This is a genomic window from Devosia sp., from assembly GCF_030689745.1.
In the GTDB taxonomy this organism is placed as follows: Bacteria; Pseudomonadota; Alphaproteobacteria; order Rhizobiales; family Devosiaceae; genus Devosia; species Devosia alba.
On record NZ_JAUYGL010000146.1, the window covers coordinates 1 to 17045 of the forward strand.

Consider the following 17045-nt stretch of genomic DNA (forward strand, 5'->3'; position numbering starts at 1 on the left):
CCGCCTGAACCGGACCTCGCCCAAAAAGCGGATCGTGATGGGCGGCCCTTGGTCCGTTCTATGTCGACAGTTTCTGGCCCAATGGCCGCCCATTACCCGTGTAACCGTAAGCCGAAAGGCCGGGCGGCATTTCGGCACGCCAGAACGCCCATGGTCGACCCCGATGGCCCGATCTGCTCTCTTGGCAATCGCTGCCGGACGGCCTAGTGTCCGGCCTCCCTATTCGAGACCACGACCATGGATGCCTTCACCCTCCTGACCTTCACTATTGCCTATGCCGTCGCCGTCCTGGTTCCCGGGCCCGGCGTTGCTGCAGTGGTGGCGCGGGCCCTGGGTGGCGGCTTCAAGGGCGCCTTTCCCATGGTGCTGGGCATTCTGGCGGGCGATCTGGCCTATTTCATTTTCGCCGTCTTCGGGCTGGCGACCATCGCCACCTATTTCGGCCCGATCTTCGTCGTCGTGCGCTGGGCCGGCGCCGCCTACCTGCTCTACGTCGCCTACAAATTCTGGACGGCCCGCCCCGGCGCCGAACAGATGAAACCCAGGAACGAGGCCTGGCTGAAGACCTTCCTCGCCGGCTTCTCCCTGACCATGGGCAACCCCAAGACCATCGTGTTTTACCTCGCCATTCTGCCCACGGTTATTCCGCTCGATCAGATGAACCTGGTCGCCTTCAGCGAGCTGACCGCAATTGTGGTGATTGTCCTGCTGGCCATTGGCTGCGGCTATGCCTGGCTGGCCTCGGCTGCCCGCGACATGTTCCGCAGCGAGCGCGCCCTGGGTCGCCTCAACAAGACCGCCGGGGTCATGATGGCGACCGCCGCCGGTCTGGTCGTCTTCCAGCACTGACGCCACCCCCAAGGCGATGGCGCGCGCGGCGCCGCCGCAGCGCACAGGCGGGACATCCTCGCCAGAGTGGCGGCACTGCGCGTGCCACCACGGTTCGAAACACTGCCGGATCGGGCAGCTACCGCATGGAAGAATATGCAAGTCTCACAAGCCAGAATTGCCGGACCGTCCTACGCGATCATCTTCATGGTCAGCGGCGCTCATCTGATCAATGACCTCATCCAGTTCCTGCTTCCGGCGCTCTTCCCGCTGCTGAAAATGAACTATGAGCTGGACTACTTCCAGCTTGGTCTGCTGACACTGGCGCAGCAGATCACTGCCAGCATATTGCAGCCACTGATGGGGCTCTATGGCGACATGCGGCCCAAGCCCTATACGATTGCCGTCTCCCTGCTGATTGTCGCACTGGGCATCGTTCTGCTGGCCATCGCCAACTCGTTCTTCCTGTTGCTCGTCGCAGCTGCGGTCATGGGCGTCGGCTCAGCCCTGTTCCATCCCGAAGCGTCGCGTATAGCCCGCATGGCATCAGGCGGGCGGCTGGGATTTGCGCAATCCAGCTTCCAGGTTGGCGGCAATACCGGCACGGCCCTGGGGCCGCTGGCGACAGCATTGATCGTCTTGCCGCTGGGGCAGATCAGCACAGTATGGTTTGGGCTGCTGGCCGTGCTCGGTGCCCTGCTGCTGATTCAGGTGGCACGCTGGTACACCAACCACCAGATTTCGATCAGAAACGCGGGCGCGCCCGCGCCGGTTCGCTCCCCGGTGCCGCGGAAACAACTGATCGTGGCATTTGCCGTTATCGGTGCCTTGCTGCTGAGCAAATACGTCTACATCGAGACGTTCAAGAACTACTATGCCTTCTTCCTGATCGAGAAATTCAATCTGCCGGTGCAGGAAGCGCAGGGTTATCTGTTTGCGTTTCTCGCAGCCATCGCCGTCGGCACCTTCTTCGGTGGCCCGATCGGCGATCGCATTGGCCGCATCAAGGTCATCTGGGGGTCGATCCTGGGCGCCCTGCCCTTTGCCCTCCTGCTGCCGCACATGGACCTGATGGCCACCGCCATTCTGAGCATCTTCGTCGGATTGATCCTGTCGTCCGCCTTCTCCGCCATCGTGGTATATGCCCAGGAACTCCTGCCGCAGAAAGTGGGCATGGTGGCTGGCTTCGTGTTCGGATTCGCCTTTGGCATTGGTGCCCTTGGCGCCGCAGTTCTGGGCGCCGTCGCGGACCAGGTCGGCATCGAATACGTCTTCAATGCCTGCTCGCTCCTGCTTGTGCTGGGCTTTCTGACCATTCTGCTGCCGAACACTGAAACCACGGTGCCGCCGCTCAACCTGACCAAGGGAACGAGAAAAGTGCAGCCGGGATAGGGGTGCCGCTGCCCTTGCCCATCGAGCACCGGGCAAGGCGCAGCGCCAGTGCCCCCGGGGTGTCGGCAGGCTGCCATCGTCACCACTCAGGCAGGCTCAGCCATGTTCCTCGTCACCGACGGAATATACCGCGACCTCGTGCGGCTTTCCGTCCCGGTCGGTCCATTTGATGGTCTGGCCGCGGCGCAGCCCCAGCAGCGCGGTGCCAATTGCCGAGAAGATGGAGACCCTGTTGTTCCCCTGCTCGCGTGGGTAGGAGAGCCGCAATATCTGCGGCTCGCCGCCGTCGATACTGACCAGGACGCTCGATCCCATCCGCACCACACCCGGCGGAAACTGCTGATCATCAACGACCCTGGCGCGCCCCAGTTCATACAGTAGATTGTCGGCCTCGTCAGCGCTGTGACCGGCGCCGCCCATGGCCAGAACCAGCAGATCGTGCCGATCAGACTCGGCCACCATGATCGAGGGAAGGTTCACCGGAAAAAATCCCACAATAGTCTCCCGAGAATGCGTTCAATTGCTGGAACACGGTGCCGTTCAGGCGGCGCTTGGTCCTGGATCATCATCGCCCCCGAATGGGGCGACGGGTTGGCGCGAACGAGCCGACGAGAATAATTTGGCGGGCTCGGGCAGGTCTCGCCCCGAAATAACCTGCAGGTCCAGGCGGGAGCGCCGCTGCTCGGGCTGATAGGGCACCGCTTCAATCCGGATCATTTCCTCTGATCCATCCGGCAGTTGTGCCGGTACCGTCTGGCCGGCCGCTGCCCCGATCAGCGCCAGACCCCTGGGCGAGGTCAACAGCAGGGTGGGTCCGTAAACCGCGTCGTCGGGTCCGCCAATCAACGTGCATTCATCTGCCGCCGCCCCGTCCACGCAGAACCGGACACGGCTCCTGAGCGTGACCACATTGGCTGGAACATCGGTCGGAAACACGACAATTGCTGCATCAAGCTTGCGGCGGACGATTTCGGCAGCGCCGGCAAACGGCGCCTCATGCTGCTGCAGCAGACTTTCAAGAAGCGCGAAGCCTCTGGCGGTGAGGACGACTGGAAGCTCGGTGGTCATGGAAAACTCCTGGAACATGAAAGGTTGCCGGCAGCGACACCCCCTGATCCAGAGGCAGTTCGCCTACCAGACCAGGGGAAAACGCCGGTGTTGTGTTTGCCGGAAGACTGGAGAGCAGCGTTTCAATTATGCCTCCACGGCTGCATGTGCAGGCTGGACTACCGACAGGACCGTCAGCACGTTCTTGCGCCCGTCGCGCGCTTCCCAGGTGATGGACTGGCCCGTCCGCAGACCGATGAGAGCGGCTCCCACGGGCGTCAGCACCGAGACCTTGCCTTGGGCGATATCGGCATCAGCTGGATAAACCAGCGTAACTTCGACCAGATCATCGCGATCCGTCCGATATTGTATGCGTGACCCCATGCGCACGACGTCTTCGGGCAGCTTGGCATCGGGCACCACGCGGGCGCGCTCCATTTCTATCAGCAGGCTATCGGCCGCCGACGCACTGCCGGCCGCGGCCAGAGCAAGAAGCTGTTGATGCTCTGATTGAGCAACACGAATTTGGGGTCTGAGAGTATGCGTGCGCATCGTGGTCTCCGCGTGTACGACTAATAGTTGCAGACGGACCTGATGATCCGGCTGACTACAATTGACTGGAAATAGGGGAAGTCCCAAAATCCCTAAACTTGGCATGCAGGCGCATAGCGAAGTTTAGGGCAACTATCCTTCGACCGGACTGGTCCGGCGTTTTACTGCTCTGAGGATGTTGAAGTTCGGGTTCATGCCAACAAAGGTAAGCTCGAAAAAATTATTGTCAAGCCAGCCTGGATGACATCAGGGTGTGCCGATGCCGTGCTGCGTCCCGGCGCTAGGCCAGTTTACGCAATCCCCAGAATGCCATCGCTCCGGACACGCTCAACAGACCGAGAAAGATGAGCACGCCGCCTGCACCAAATCCCGTGTTCACCGGCGCCGAAAGCGCCTGGATAATGGCAGCACCGGCAAAAAAGGCCAGATTTACCGCGGAAAGCGCCTTGCCGGCATGTTGGCCCGACACGGCAGCGCGACCCAGCGCAAACAGCAGGGGCTGAACCGATATGAACGCTCCAAAGGCGATGATCAGCGCCACATCATAGCCCGCAGAGAAACCGTCAACGCCGAACAACCCCGCGAGCAGACCACCATTGGCTCCTGCCGGCAGCAGGATCAGCATGACGCCTGCCAGGACATGGCCGATGGCCAGCAAGAGGCGCGACCGGCCCATGCGCTTGTCGACCAACCCGACAACCATGGGCATTACGATCAGCACCAGGGTTAGCCCCAGCAGAACGTTTCCTGTCGCCAGTCTGGACAGGTCCTTGGCCTCCATCAGCCACGGCCCGCCCCACATGCCACGCACCCCGATCATCACCGCAAACGACACGAAGGCGAGAACGACGACGCCACGCAGCGCGGGGGAAAGCCCGATCCTGGCAACTTCCTTGATCTCGGGCCAGACATTGGCTGGCTTATGTGTCGTTGGCCGGACCGGCTTGATAACCAATTGCACAATGATGAGGACGATGAGCGCAAACAGCGCCGGCAGTCCATAGGCAAGCCGCCAGCCATAGTGCTCGACGACCCAGGCCATCGGACTGGCCGACACCACCATGCCGCTATTTCCCACTGCCAGAATGAAGGCGGACCAGAGCGCGAACTGGCGCGGATCAGTCGTGCGGGCCGCATAGGTCAGTGGACAAAGCAGCATGCCGCAGCACCCGATACCAAGTACCGTTTGAGTGAGTATGAAGCTTGCAGGACCCTGCACCAAGGCCGCCAGCACCGAGCCGACGGCGACCAGTGCGAGCAGCACGGAAACCACTGACTTGACGCTATAGCGGTCAAGCGCCACGCCGACCGGGATCTGGCCCAGCGCGAAAGCCAGATGATAAAAACCTGTCATGGCGGCGATATCGCCCGCTGACACCGCCAGGTCCTGCGCAACCACATCGGCCGAAATGGCCGGCAGCGTCCGGATCAGGTTCGAAATGGTATGCCCCAGTGCCAGCACGGCCAGCGGCAAAGCGAACAGCCAGATAGCCGGTAGCGGCAGTTTCTTGTCTGCCGCTATGACGGTATCGACCGGGGATTTCATGGAACAATACTCACTTGAAAACACAACGTCGACGTTTGGCCACCCCCCGCGCACGGCAACCGGCCCGAACTGGCGCGCTAACGCTGCCCCGACACCAATACCCATCCCAACCGCATAATCACAGTCCAACCACCCGGCAAAATGTCACATTCACAAGCCGTGGCGAATTTCATTGCTCTCGATCCCGACACGGGCCGACGCAATGTGGCGGCGCATCAGCAGTTCGGCCAGGTCGGCGTCGGCATCTTCTATGGCATCGACAATCCGGACATGCTCGATCAAGGCGCGCTTGGCACGACCGGGCACAATGCGATGTCGCATGCGAAACAGCCGGAACAGGGTGTAATATTCGCCACACAGCAACTCGAACAGATGCTGGCTGCGCGACATTCTGGCAATCTTGAAGTGAAAATCCGAATTGGCCGTGGCCTGCCAATAGATCATGGCATCGGGCCCCGCGAGCGCCTCGGCATGCGCGGCCAGCATGTTGCGCAGCTCGGCAACCTCTTCCGGCGTGGCGTTTCGGGCGGCCTCGCGCGCCGCCAGGCCCTCGAGAACCTCGCGAATACGGAACAGTTCACCTGCCATTGCGCTGGAGGGCACAATGACCCGCACCCCCTGGCGGGGGAGACGCGTTACCAGCTTGCGTTCCTCCAATCGCCGAATGGCCTCGCGCAGCGGTCCGCGGCTGACCCCGTACCGGCTGGCCAGACGGGGCTCGCTCAGCTTGCTGCCCGGGGCGAATTTCCCCGTAACAATGGCCTCGCTCAACCGCTCAAACAATGAGTCGGCAAGCGATGTGCTCTCGCTATCGATTCCGGCATCGCGCTGGGTGGGTTCAACCAGCTCGCCCAGTTTGGCCTCAAGAACTGACGTAGCGCTTCTCCAATTCATCAAACAGGGGCTTGTTGACCAGGCGCTGCCGCTCCTTGAAGCTGGCAACCGGGCCATCTTCATCCAGGCTGCCCTTGCTCTTGAGCTCGCCGAGCGCCGCCTGCATGCCGTAAACCGCCCCCTGCAGCGCGACATTGGCGTAGAGCACCAGCGAGAAACCCAGTTTGTCGAGCGTCTCAAGCGGCATGATCGGGGTGCGGCCGCCCACCACCAGATTGACCAGTTGCGGTGTGTTCTTGAGCCGTGCCGGGATATCGCGGATTTCATCGACGCTCTCGGGCGCTTCCACGAAGGTGATGTCGGCGCCGTCCTCGATAAACGCCTGCGCCCGTTCGATGGCCGCCGCAAAGCCCTGCGTGGCGCGGGCATCGGTGCGGGCAACGATCAGCAGATTGGGGTCCTGCCGGGCATCGACCGCCGCCTTGATACGGCCGCGTGCTTCCCCCAGGTCCACCACATCCTTGCCCGAAAAGTGACCGCAGCGCTTCGGACTGACCTGGTCTTCGAGCTGAATGGCGCTGGCACCGGCCCGCTCCAGGGTCCGGATCGTGTGCCGGACATTGAGTGCATTGCCAAAGCCGGTATCGGCATCCACCACAATCGGCAGATCGGTCGAGTCACGGATCGTGGCGGTATGTTGGGCGATCTCGGGCAGGCTGATAAAGCCCAGGTCGGGCATGCCGAGATAGGTATTGGTCAGCCCGGCGCCCGACAGATAGATCGCCTCAAATCCCAGATCGGCAATGACGCGGGCGGCCAGTGCATTGGCGGCCCCCGGCATCAGTATCGCGCCACCCCTGTTGAGCCGGGCACGGAAGGCTTTGTTGATCTCATGGTTGAGCATGATGCTACTCCAGTCCGCGATCGAAAATGCCCTGGCCGGTGGGCTTGGACGGGGTAACGGCGCCGGTCGGCAGCGCCGGGATCAGGCCGTCCAGCGCCTTGCTCGACAGACCGGCAAAGCCCTTGGCAGCAGCCAGAAAGCTCTGCCGTTCCCCGTCGCCCAACGCGCCACGGGTCAGCGTCTCGAACTTGCCGACATAGTCGGGCCAGGCCCAGGGGTGCGCCCCGTTGGGGTGAGCATCGGCAACCGCGCGTTCGCCGGTTACGGTAGTTCCATCGGCCAGTGTCACGACAATCTTGCCACCAAAAGCGCGTTTGGCCGGATCAGCGTCGAGATAGCGTCGCGTCCATTCGGGATCTTCCACGGTGCGGATCTTGTGCCATAGCGCCACGGTCGACGGGGTGCGGGCGCGCTCGCGCGTATAGCTGTCGACATGGTGCCATTTGCGATCTTCGAGAGCGACAGCCAGAATGTACATGATCGAGTGATCAAGGGTTTCGCGGCTGGCTTCCGGATCGCTCTTCTGCGGGTCGTTGGCGCCCGTCCCGATCACGTTGTGGGTGTGATGGCTGGTTTCGAGCAGGATCGATTTCACCTTGCTCAGATCGCCAATCTGCGCCGAAAGCTCGATTGCCAGATCGATCAGCGCCTGTGCCTGATATTCGGCCGAGTGGGCCTTGGTATAGGTTTCCAGAATGCCGCGCGGCGCTTCCCCATCGGCCGGCAGATAGACGTCATAGCGACTGTCAGGACCGCCCAGCATCCAGGCGAGAACGGACTCTTCACCCTCGTAGATTGGCGATGGCGAGGCTTCCCCCCGCATGGCGCGGTCGATGCATTCGATGGCCAGCTTGCCCGAGAAGCCCGGCACATAGGCCTTCCACGAGCTGATTTCGCCCTTGCGCGACTGACGCGTCGAGAACGACAGATGCACCGCCTGATTGACCGCCTGAAAAATGGTCTCGGTGGGCAGTCCAAGCATCGCCCCGATACCGGCAGTGGTTGCCGGGCAGAGATGGGCGACATGGTCCTTCTTGTATTGGTGCAAGGAGATGGCTTTGACCAGCGCCACGTGGATCTCATAGGACACCGCGATGCCGCGAGCCAGCGCCGCGCCATCGAGCCCCATCTGCTGCGCCACCGCAATCAGGGGGGAGATGGCATCGCCGGGATGGGAATAGTCGGCGGCCAGGAATGTATCGTGAAAGTCCAGTTCGCGCACCGCCGTGGCATTGGCCCAGGCAGCCCATTCGGCATCGACCCGCACCTGGGCTGGCAGGCCATAGACCGTGCCGCCACCCTTGCGCGGATGCGCCAGCGCCATGGCGCGCGCCGCGGCGACCGGCGCCCGGTTGATCGCCGCCAGCGCCACGCTGGCATTGTCCACGATGCGGCAGGCAATCATCTCCACCACATCGGCATCGAGCTGACCGCAATTGGCAGCAAAACTGGCAATATGCCAGGCCAGTTGATTTTCGCGCGGCAGGTTGTCGGCGGAGGGATGAACTCGAACAGTATGCTTCTTCATCGCAGAGTGGTCTTTCATAAATCAGGCAGTGAAGCTGGCCCGCGGGCCAGCTCGATTAAGCGTTGGCCTTGAGGCGGTTGAGCACGATGGGGGCCAGCAGGAACAGCGCCGCGATGACCAGCATGATGGCCGACAGCGGGGTTGAAACCAGCACCACCGGATTACCCTGCGCAGCCGCCAGCGCCGTGCGCAGCTGCACCTCGGCCATGGGTCCCAGGATCAGCCCGATCAACACCGGCGCGATGGGAAAGTCATAGACGCGCATGACATAGCCAACGATGCCGACCGTCACCATGACGATCAGATCGATGACCTGTCCTGACAGGCCCCAGATGCCGATCATGGCGAACACCAGAATGCCGGCATAAAGCTGCGGTCGCGGGATCAGCAACAGCTTCACCCAGATGCCGACCAGCGGCAGGTTCAACACCAGCAGCATGACATTGCCGATATACAGCGAAGCAATCAGGCCCCAGATCAGCTCGGGGTTGGATGTGAACAGGAATGGTCCCGGTTGCAGGCCATAGTTCTGGAACGCCGCCAGCAGCACGGCGGCCGTCGCCGACGTCGGCAGCCCCAGTGTCAGCAACGGCACCAGCATGCCGGCCGCGGCGGCATTATTGGCCGCCTCCGGGCCCGCCACCCCTTCAATCGCGCCGTGTCCGAATTCCTCGCTGTGCTTGGAGAGTTTGCGCTCCAGCGTATAGGAAAGCATGGTGGGAATTTCTGAGCCGCCAGCAGGCAGGGCGCCCATCGGAAAGCCGAGGGCGGTGCCACGCAACCAGGGTTTCCAGGATCGCTTCCAGTCCTCCTTGGTCATCCACGTCTGTCCCTTGAGCGCCGTCGTGTCTCCGGCGCCGGGCCGATAACGACTGGCGACGTATAGAATTTCGCCAACAGCAAAGAGCGACACCAGCACCACGGTGAGTTCGATGCCGTCGAAAAGCCCGGGCACGCCAAAAGTCAGTCGCGCTGCGCCGGTCATCTTGTCGATGCCGACCACGCCAAGCGCCAGGCCGATGAACAGCGAGATGAACCCGCGCACGCGCGAGCTTCCCATCACCACCGCCACCGAGGTGAACGCCAGAATGATCAGCGCAAAATAGTCGGCAGGCTTGAAATAGAAGGCAATTTCCGCGATCACCGGCGCTGCAAAGGTCAGGAGCAGCGTGGCAATGGTGCCCGCCACGAAGGAGCCAATGGCTGCCGTGGCCAGGGCTGCGGCGCCCCGACCCGTGCGGGCCATCTTGTTGCCCTCCAGCGCCGTCATCATTGAGCCGGACTCGCCCGGCGTGTTGATCAGGATGGATGTGGTGGAGCCGCCATACATGGCGCCGTACAGCACGCCGGCAAACATGATGAAAGCCGACGTTGGCGCGACCGAAATGGTCACGGGCAGCAATAGCGCAATGGTCAGCGCCGGACCGATCCCCGGCAGGACGCCGATCGCCGTGCCGAGTATCGAACCGAGCAGCGCCCACATCAGATTGGTTGGTTGCAGCGCAACCGAGAAGCCCTGCAGCAGGAGTTCAAAGGATTGCATGTCAGAACCCCGCTATCGGCAGAAATGCCCCGAGCTGCAGCCCGAGACCGGAGAACAGGAACCAGGCAGCCGTACCCAGAATCGCGCCGTAAACGAGGTCGAGCAGCAGCTTGCGCGACGAAAATGATCGCGCCACCAGCGTGAAAGACAGCATGGCCGTGATCGGCAGGCCCAAGGTCTCTATGGTGAAAATGGGCAGCAGGACCGCTACCAGGGCCGTGCCGAGCGCGACGGGATTGGCCTTCATGTCGCCCGCAGCATCTTCTGCGTCCTGCGGCTCGAATTGTTCGCCGCGGGCAATCTGCACCAGCAGCATCACCCCCAGAATGACCAGCCCGCCGCCCGCAATCGTGACAAACAGGCCCGGACCGATCGAGGAATAGCGCGCACTTTGCGCCAGGGAGGTCGAGCCATAAAGGCAGACGCCGCCAAGCGCGATGACCGCAAGCCCCAGCCACCATGGACGGGAGACGGCGCGAGCGCCGCCTCCCTTCCCGGTTTCGGGCAAGCCGGAACCTGGATTAGTCGACAAGTCCGACATCCTTCAGCACGGCCCCGATACGCACCGTCTCATCAGCGATGAACTGGCCGAATTCGGCGCCGCCGAGATAGTTCTGGGCCCAACCCTGGGTTTCCAGAACCTTGTGCCACTGCTCGCTCTCGTTCAGCTTCTTGAAGTTCTCGACCCAGACCGCGTAGTTGTCGTCCGGCATGTTGGGCGAGCCCAGTACACCACGCCAGTTACCCACTTCCACGTCGTACCCGGCTTCCTTGAAAGTCGGGGCATCAATACCGGCCAGCCGCTCAGGCGCCGTGACACCAAGGATGCGAATGCGTCCCTGCTCGGCGAACTGCGCGAATTCGGACACGCCGGAGAACCCTGCCACCAGCGTACCATTGATGATGCCGGTTACGGTTTCAGCACCGCTGGCCTGCGGAATATAGTTGAGATCGTTGACCGGCACGTCACCGGCCTGCGCCAGCAGCGCCAGTGCGATCTGGTCCACGCCACCGGCCGAACCGCCACCAACAGCCGTGCCGCCGGGGTCGGCCTTGAGGGCAGCCACGAATTCAGCCAGCGTCTGGTACGGCGAATCCGCCTTGACCGCGATCACATCATATTCGGTGGTCAGCCGGGCAACAGGCCGGAAGTCGGCAAGCGAGATCGGCGACTTGTTCATGTCGATGGCGCCGACTGTGATGGCGCCGAAAATCGCCAGCGCATCGGCCTTGCCGGACTGCGAGTTCTTGAATTCGGCCAGCCCGATAGTGCCGCCCGCGCCGCCCGTATTGGTGAAGTTCACCCCGCCGCTATAGATGCCGGCGTCAATCATCGCCTGCATCGCCTGACGGCCCGTGCCGTCCCAGCCGCCGCCTGGATTGGCTGGCAGCATGACACTGACCTGTGCCTGGGCTGCGCCAGTCGCGAGTGCCGCAAACATAGCCAGCGGCAAAAGAGCTTTTTTGAAGTTCATTGGTTTCTCCTCTTTGAGACCGTCGACACAATCTCATCGTTATCGATGATGTTTTTGTCGACAGAAACACGCCCCAACTACGACCATATGGCGATTTCAATGTCAACATCGATGATTATGCTGACAGAAGATACACCGACGAACCTCCACGCGAGCTGCGCCCCGAAAGCGCACCGCCAAGCAAGGCGAACCACAACGCGATCTGGCGGAGCTCCCTTCGAACAGGGTTTCGTCCGTCAGAAACGCGCTCGTCAGCCGGCAAACTGGCCGGCAAGTCTCAATCGGGGTGCAAACAGCGCAGCCGGTCCGACCACCAGCGTGACAGTGGCGGTGGTATGGGCGTGGGCGCTCATCTCAAGCGTGGCAGCGCCATACTTGGCTGTGCTGGCGACGGGAACGAATTTGGCGGGCCGGGGCGCGGAAGCGCCGCCAGTAAACGCACAACAGCAAGTGATCACTGCCAGCACTGCACCACCGCCCCGGCTCTGGCTGATGGCGGTCGACGGGGCTGTCTTTGCTGACACGCCCCGAACGTAGCGTGCCCGCCGGTCCGGTCGCATGGACACAGACCGGCGGACAAGGAGGTTTGGCTGGGACTAGCCGCCTTCGCCCATGCCCTCTGCCGGCTCAGGCGCATTGCCGGAGCGAACCTTGTCCTCGATGCGTTGACCGGTGGCAGCGTCCACGCTCTTCCAATAGGCGAAGGCGCGGCTCAGCACCGGCTCCCGAACGCCGCCCAACAGGCTTCCCGCCACCTGATCGACAAACTGATCGCGCTGCGCATCGTTCCAGACCTCGCGCACCATTGTGCCGGGCTGGCTGAAATCGTCGTCTTCGGCGTGCAGGCTATAGGCGCTGCGCACCATCTCGCCGTCGACTTCCCAGCCTTCGGCCACCGGGCCGGTCTCGTCGGCCCATGGGCGCCCGCCACTATTGGTCGCGTAAACCGGCGCGCTGCCGCTGTGCTGATACGCCATCTGTCCATCGAACATATAGCTGTTCACTGGCACCTTGGGCTGGTTGACCGGCAGCTGGTGGAAGTTTGTGCCGATGCGGTTCCGCTGCGCATCATTGTAGGCAAAGGCCCGGCCCAGCAGCATTTTGTCGGGCGACAGCCCAATGCCGGGGACCGTGTTGCCGGGGGAAAACGCCGCCTGCTCGATCTGCGCGAAGAAGTTCTCCGGATTGCGATTGAGCGTCATGGTGCCGACCCTGATCAGCGGATAGTCGGCATGCGGCCACACCTTGGTCAGGTCGAACGGGTTGAAGCGATAACCCTTGGCTTCGGCATAGGGCATGACCTGCACCGACAGCGTCCAGCTCGGATGCTCACCACGGGCGATGGCCTCGAACAGATCACGGCGATGGATATCGGCATCGCTGCCGGCCACTGCGGACGCTTCGGCATTGTTGTAGAACGCCATGCCCTGATTGGTGTGGAAGTGGTACTTCACCCAGAATTTCTCGCCGGCAGCGTTGATCCACATATAGGTGTGCGAACCATAGCCGTTCATCTGGCGCCAGGTGCGCGGCAGGCCGCGCTCACCCATCAGATAGGTCACCTGGTGGGCGCTTTCAGGGTTATTGGTCCAGAAGTCCCACTGCATATTGTTGTCGCGCAGGCCGGAATCCGGCAGGCGCTTCTGGCTGCGGATGAAGTGCGGGAACTTCATCGGATCGCGCACGAAGAACACCGGCGTGTTGTTCCCGACCAGATCGTAATTGCCCTCGTCGGTATAGAATTTGAGCGAGAAGCCGCGCACGTCGCGCCAGGTGTCGGGGCTGCCCATTTCGCCGGCCACCGTCGAGAAGCGCGCCAGCATGTCGGTCGAGGCGCCCTTCTGGAACAGCGACGCCTTGGTATAGGCCGATACGTCCTCGGTGACGCTCAGCACGCCGAACGCACCGGCACCCTTGGCATGGGGCTGCCGCTCAGGCACCTTTTCACGGTTGAAATGGGCCATCTGTTCGAGAAAGTGCACATCGTGCAGCAGAATGGGGCCGTCCGAACCGACGGTGAGCGCGTTACGGTCGCTCGGTGCGGGGGCACCTGCGCCAGTGGTGGAGCCAACGCTCTCCTTCTTATCCCAGGCGGTCATATTGTCATTCCTTTCCGGACCGCTTCCGGCCCGTTGCAAACTATCTTCGAACTTTGTGGACTTGGGTCCGCGATCATCTAACGTCAAGTGGACCGTGCAGGGCGCGGGATTGGGCCCATGCCCAGTGTCCGCTGTCACCAATCAAGTCAGCTTGCCAGATTAAGGCGCGTTGGCACGCAGGTCTAATGATATTTGCGGCAACAAGGCGCCAGCGCATCGGGTTCAGCAGCCCTCACCAGCAAGCCACCAATCGGCGACACTTCCTCCGCCCCTCACGCAATGTCACCGCCGGGCCGATCTTAGAATGACAAAAATCTGCCCGATGAGCAGGGGACCAAGACTTGCCCCCATCGCCAGCAGCAGGCCGGCGCTGCCGGGGTCGGGCAGTTTGAGGATGGCCGACAGGCCCGGCACCCAGAGCGCCGCAGCGATCAGACCAAGACACAGCGCTATGGCCCCCCATACCCAGGGGTTGCAGGTCACCGCGTTCACGAAAAGCCGCCCGCCCGGCGCCCGCACATTGAACACGTTCCACAACTGCGCCAGCGCCAGCGTCAGGAAGGCCACCGTAACCGATGGGCCCAGGTCCAGCAGCAACCAATGCAGCGCCAGCCAGAATGCGGCCAGCGTCGCCAGGGTGATCGCACCGCCCAGCACGGCAATGGTAATCCAGCGGATGCGGTCGATGATCGGCTCGGCCGGGTCACGCGGCGGCTGCTTCATGACCGTGTCATCGCCTGCACCAAGCCCAAGGGCAAAGGCCGGGAAAACATCCGTCACAAGGTTCAGAAACAGGATTTGCAGCGGCAGCAGGGGCATGGGCAGACCCGCGCCGACGGCCAGGCCGACGATCAGCACTTCGCTGACATTGCATGACATCAGATAGATGACGAACTTGCGGATATTGTCGAAAATCACGCGTCCCTGCCGCATGGCAGCGATGATCGTGCCAAAGGAATCATCCGTCAGCACCATGGCGGCCGCTTCGCGCGCCACCTCGGTGCCGCGCTGGCCCATGGCGATGCCGATATCGGCCATCTTGAGGGCGGGAGCGTCATTCACCCCGTCACCGGTCATCGCGACAATGTGGCCGCTGTTTTGATAGAGCGTTGCAAGGTTCAGCTTGGTTGCCGGGGTTACACGGGCAAAGACGTCGGCGGCAAGAATTCGGTCACGCAGCGCCCCGTCAACCGTTTCCGGGTCGAGACCGGCCAGTTCATCGCCCTCGATCACCGTCAGCACATGGCCATCCGCGCCCAGTCCGGCCTGGCGCGCGATGGCGGCGGCGGTATCGGCGTGGTCGCCGGTCATCATCACGATACGCACACCGGCGGCGCGGGCAGCGGCGATGGCCTCGGCAACATCGCCGCGCAAGGGATCGCGCAGGCAGACCATGCCGACCAGTGTCAGGTTCTCATAGGGAGCGACATCGTCGCGATCTGTGCGCTTCATCGCCAGGGCGAGCAGGCGCAGCCCGTCACTGGCTGCAGCCCCGCTGCGCGCCAGCCAATCGGCGCGTACCGCAGCGTCCATATCCTCCATACCGTCCGGGCCAAGAACCCGGGTACAGCTGTCGATCACCGCCTCGGGCGCGCCCTTGATCGCGTAGAATACCCCCTCGCTGTCCCGATGCACGCTCGCCATCATCTTGCTGGCTTGATCAAAGGCGTGCTCACCAACCTTTTCGCATTCGGGCAACAGTGTCTCGCGCCCCTGCCCGGCCTGCGCGGCGACCCGCAGCAGCGCCAGTTCCATCGGATCACCGGACGAAGTCTCGCCGGCCTGCCCCAGCGACGCGCCGTTGCACAGCGCGCCAATCCGCAGCAATGCACCAAGGCGCGCGTCCTGCCCGGGATCAAGCGCGCGCCCGTCGCGTTCGAACTGCACGGCAGAGCCCTGCCGGGTCAGGTCCAACGTCGTGTCGGAGACAAGATATTGCACAACCGTCATGCGGTTTTCGGTCAGCGTGCCCGTCTTGTCGGTGAGGATGACCGTGGTCGCGCCCAGTGTCTCCACCGATGACAGGCGCGAGATGATCGCATTGCGCGCCGCCATGCGCCACATGCCGCGGGCCAGGCTCAGTGTGGCGACCACCGGCAGTCCTTCGGGCACTGCCGCAACGGCCAGGGCAATGCCGGTCTGGATCATTATTGCCATTTCGAGGCCGCGCAGAGTGCCCGCGCCGATCACCAGTGCGGCAAGCCCCAGCGTCAGCCAGACCAGTCGATGACCCAACCGGTCGAGGCGCTGCTCCAGCGGCGAGGCCGAGGATTGGGCGGTCTGCACCAGATGGCTGATATGGCCAAGTTCGGTTGCCATTCCGGTGGCGATGACGATTCCGGTGCCCGTCCCCTGGGTGATCGCCGTACCCTTGAAGACCATGCAGGCCCGGTCCCCGATCGTCGCATCCGGTGACACCGGCTCGGTCTGCTTTGCCACGGGCACCGATTCCCCGGTCAGCACGGATTCGTCACATTGCAGGTTCGAGGCCTGCACCAGCCGCAAATCGGCGGTCACCATATCCCCCGCATCAAGCAGGACAATATCGCCCGGCACCAGCTCCTGTGCGTCGATGCGCACTGTCTTGCCCGCGCGCCGGACCCGGGTCGTGGTCGTGGCGATGTTCAACAATGCTTCCATTGTGCGGGCGGCGCGCAGTTCGGTGGCGAAACCGATCAGGGCGTTGATCACCAGGACCACAATGATCGCGCTGCCCTCGGCAATGTCATCAAAATAGAACGACAGTGCCGCGGCAAACGCCAGCAACCAGACGATTACGCCCTTGAACTGATGTGCCAGAATAACGAAGACGTTTTGCCGGGCATGGGCGCGCAGCTGGTTCGGGCCATGGCGGGTGCGTCGCTCGGCTATGGCTTGCTCATCCAGCCCAACTTCCGGATCGACCGCCAGCCCTTGCGCCACAATGTCGGCCCGCTCGGCAAAAGCTGCGGTTGCGTTCACGTCATTCATGAGAGCCTGGTCTCCTTCGAGCGCATTCCGCAATGGTTTAGCCACCTGACACCTGACCGCCCTGTCTGCAAGCCGGCGCTATTGCCGGTTCTGTCGCGAATCTGGTGGAAACCAGTCGGTGGCCTGCTCGGTACAGGGGGATTTGGGCCTGATCATGCTCCGAGGTCAACGCTGATCGGGGCATTGTGCCGGCCCCATCGCCAGCGGCCCGGTGCAGCCAATGAGAGGCACGCCGTGCCCCCCCCAAAGACGTCCCCCTGTGCGTCCGCCCCCATCATTGGCGGCAAGTTGCCAGGGCCGATACGGGCACGGCATGCTCGCGGCCTT

Annotated in this window: 15 protein-coding genes; 2 read left to right on the forward strand and 13 right to left on the reverse strand. The window is 62.7% G+C overall.

Annotated features, from left to right (window positions below; all coding sequences use genetic code 11):
* Positions 1–237 precede the first annotated feature (237 nt).
* Complete coding sequence (locus tag Q8O80_RS12775) at positions 238–849, forward strand: LysE family translocator (RefSeq protein ID WP_305579831.1); 612 nt, start codon at positions 238–240, stop codon at positions 847–849.
* 135 nt (positions 850–984) lie between these two features.
* Entirely contained in the window at positions 985–2220 is a 1236-nt protein-coding gene (locus tag Q8O80_RS12780; RefSeq protein ID WP_305579832.1) for an MFS transporter, read from the forward strand.
* Positions 2221–2316: 96 nt separating this feature from the next.
* Here Q8O80_RS12780 and Q8O80_RS12785 read toward each other — a convergent pair whose 3' ends face one another.
* The 13 genes from Q8O80_RS12785 to Q8O80_RS12845 all read right to left on the reverse strand — a co-directional run bounded on the left by Q8O80_RS12785 (position 2317) and on the right by Q8O80_RS12845 (position 16718).
* The gene (locus Q8O80_RS12785; RefSeq protein WP_305579833.1) at positions 2317–2715 is read right to left on the reverse strand and encodes a GreA/GreB family elongation factor; all 399 of its coding nucleotides are present in this window, start codon (positions 2713–2715) and stop codon (positions 2317–2319) included.
* A gap of 45 nt (positions 2716–2760) precedes the next feature.
* The gene (locus tag Q8O80_RS12790; RefSeq protein WP_305579834.1) at positions 2761–3288 is read right to left on the reverse strand and encodes a hypothetical protein; all 528 of its coding nucleotides are present in this window, start codon (positions 3286–3288) and stop codon (positions 2761–2763) included.
* Between the two features lie 126 nt (positions 3289–3414).
* Positions 3415–3819, reverse strand: a complete 405-nt coding sequence (gene rnk / locus Q8O80_RS12795; protein ID WP_305579835.1) for a nucleoside diphosphate kinase regulator — start codon at positions 3817–3819, stop codon at positions 3415–3417.
* A 280-nt stretch (positions 3820–4099) separates the two neighbouring features.
* Positions 4100–5365, reverse strand: coding sequence for an MFS transporter (locus Q8O80_RS12800; protein ID WP_305579836.1), 1266 nt, complete (start codon positions 5363–5365; stop codon positions 4100–4102).
* Positions 5366–5515: 150 nt separating this feature from the next.
* Positions 5516–6259: a GntR family transcriptional regulator gene (locus Q8O80_RS12805; RefSeq protein ID WP_305579837.1), complete on the reverse strand. Its 744-nt coding sequence runs from the start codon at positions 6257–6259 to the stop codon at positions 5516–5518.
* Positions 6228–7103, reverse strand: coding sequence for an oxaloacetate decarboxylase (locus tag Q8O80_RS12810; RefSeq protein WP_305579838.1), 876 nt, complete (start codon positions 7101–7103; stop codon positions 6228–6230). Before Q8O80_RS12810 ends, Q8O80_RS12805 begins: the two co-directional genes overlap by 32 nt.
* A gap of 4 nt (positions 7104–7107) precedes the next feature.
* Positions 7108–8631 (reverse strand): MmgE/PrpD family protein, encoded by a 1524-nt coding sequence (locus tag Q8O80_RS12815; RefSeq protein ID WP_305579839.1) that lies wholly within the window; start codon positions 8629–8631, stop codon positions 7108–7110.
* A 55-nt stretch (positions 8632–8686) separates the two neighbouring features.
* Positions 8687–10174: a tripartite tricarboxylate transporter permease gene (locus Q8O80_RS12820; protein WP_305579840.1), complete on the reverse strand. Its 1488-nt coding sequence runs from the start codon at positions 10172–10174 to the stop codon at positions 8687–8689.
* A gap of 1 nt (position 10175) precedes the next feature.
* The gene (locus tag Q8O80_RS12825) at positions 10176–10706 is read right to left on the reverse strand and encodes a tripartite tricarboxylate transporter TctB family protein (protein ID WP_305579841.1); all 531 of its coding nucleotides are present in this window, start codon (positions 10704–10706) and stop codon (positions 10176–10178) included.
* Positions 10696–11649 carry a tripartite tricarboxylate transporter substrate binding protein gene (locus Q8O80_RS12830; protein WP_305579842.1) on the reverse strand — a complete coding sequence of 318 codons (954 nt, stop codon included), beginning with the start codon at positions 11647–11649 and terminating at the stop codon, positions 10696–10698. The genes Q8O80_RS12825 and Q8O80_RS12830 overlap by 11 nt, the downstream gene beginning before the upstream one ends.
* Before the next feature lie 251 nt (positions 11650–11900).
* Positions 11901–12173 (reverse strand): hypothetical protein, encoded by a 273-nt coding sequence (locus Q8O80_RS12835; RefSeq protein ID WP_305579843.1) that lies wholly within the window; start codon positions 12171–12173, stop codon positions 11901–11903.
* A 72-nt stretch (positions 12174–12245) separates the two neighbouring features.
* Positions 12246–13748 carry a catalase gene (locus Q8O80_RS12840; RefSeq protein ID WP_305579844.1) on the reverse strand — a complete coding sequence of 501 codons (1503 nt, stop codon included), beginning with the start codon at positions 13746–13748 and terminating at the stop codon, positions 12246–12248.
* 282 nt (positions 13749–14030) lie between these two features.
* Positions 14031–16718 carry a cation-transporting P-type ATPase gene (locus Q8O80_RS12845; RefSeq protein ID WP_305579845.1) on the reverse strand — a complete coding sequence of 896 codons (2688 nt, stop codon included), beginning with the start codon at positions 16716–16718 and terminating at the stop codon, positions 14031–14033.
* Positions 16719–17045 lie beyond the last annotated feature (327 nt).

Coding starts and splice junctions, on each gene's coding strand:
- Q8O80_RS12805 (WP_305579837.1), bottom strand. CDS start 6,259: ATGAATTGGAGAAGCGCTACGTCAGTTCTTGAGGCCAAACTGGGCGAG.
- Q8O80_RS12830 (WP_305579842.1), bottom strand. CDS start 11,649: ATGAACTTCAAAAAAGCTCTTTTGCCGCTGGCTATGTTTGCGGCACTC.
- Q8O80_RS12775 (WP_305579831.1), top strand. CDS start 238: ATGGATGCCTTCACCCTCCTGACCTTCACTATTGCCTATGCCGTCGCC.
- Q8O80_RS12790 (WP_305579834.1), bottom strand. CDS start 3,288: ATGACCACCGAGCTTCCAGTCGTCCTCACCGCCAGAGGCTTCGCGCTT.
- Q8O80_RS12820 (WP_305579840.1), bottom strand. CDS start 10,174: ATGCAATCCTTTGAACTCCTGCTGCAGGGCTTCTCGGTTGCGCTGCAA.
- Q8O80_RS12815 (WP_305579839.1), bottom strand. CDS start 8,631: ATGAAGAAGCATACTGTTCGAGTTCATCCCTCCGCCGACAACCTGCCG.
- Q8O80_RS12845 (WP_305579845.1), bottom strand. CDS start 16,718: ATGAATGACGTGAACGCAACCGCAGCTTTTGCCGAGCGGGCCGACATT.
- rnk (WP_305579835.1), bottom strand. CDS start 3,819: ATGCGCACGCATACTCTCAGACCCCAAATTCGTGTTGCTCAATCAGAG.
- Q8O80_RS12810 (WP_305579838.1), bottom strand. CDS start 7,103: ATGCTCAACCATGAGATCAACAAAGCCTTCCGTGCCCGGCTCAACAGG.
- Q8O80_RS12800 (WP_305579836.1), bottom strand. CDS start 5,365: ATGAAATCCCCGGTCGATACCGTCATAGCGGCAGACAAGAAACTGCCG.
- Q8O80_RS12780 (WP_305579832.1), top strand. CDS start 985: ATGCAAGTCTCACAAGCCAGAATTGCCGGACCGTCCTACGCGATCATC.
- Q8O80_RS12840 (WP_305579844.1), bottom strand. CDS start 13,748: ATGACCGCCTGGGATAAGAAGGAGAGCGTTGGCTCCACCACTGGCGCA.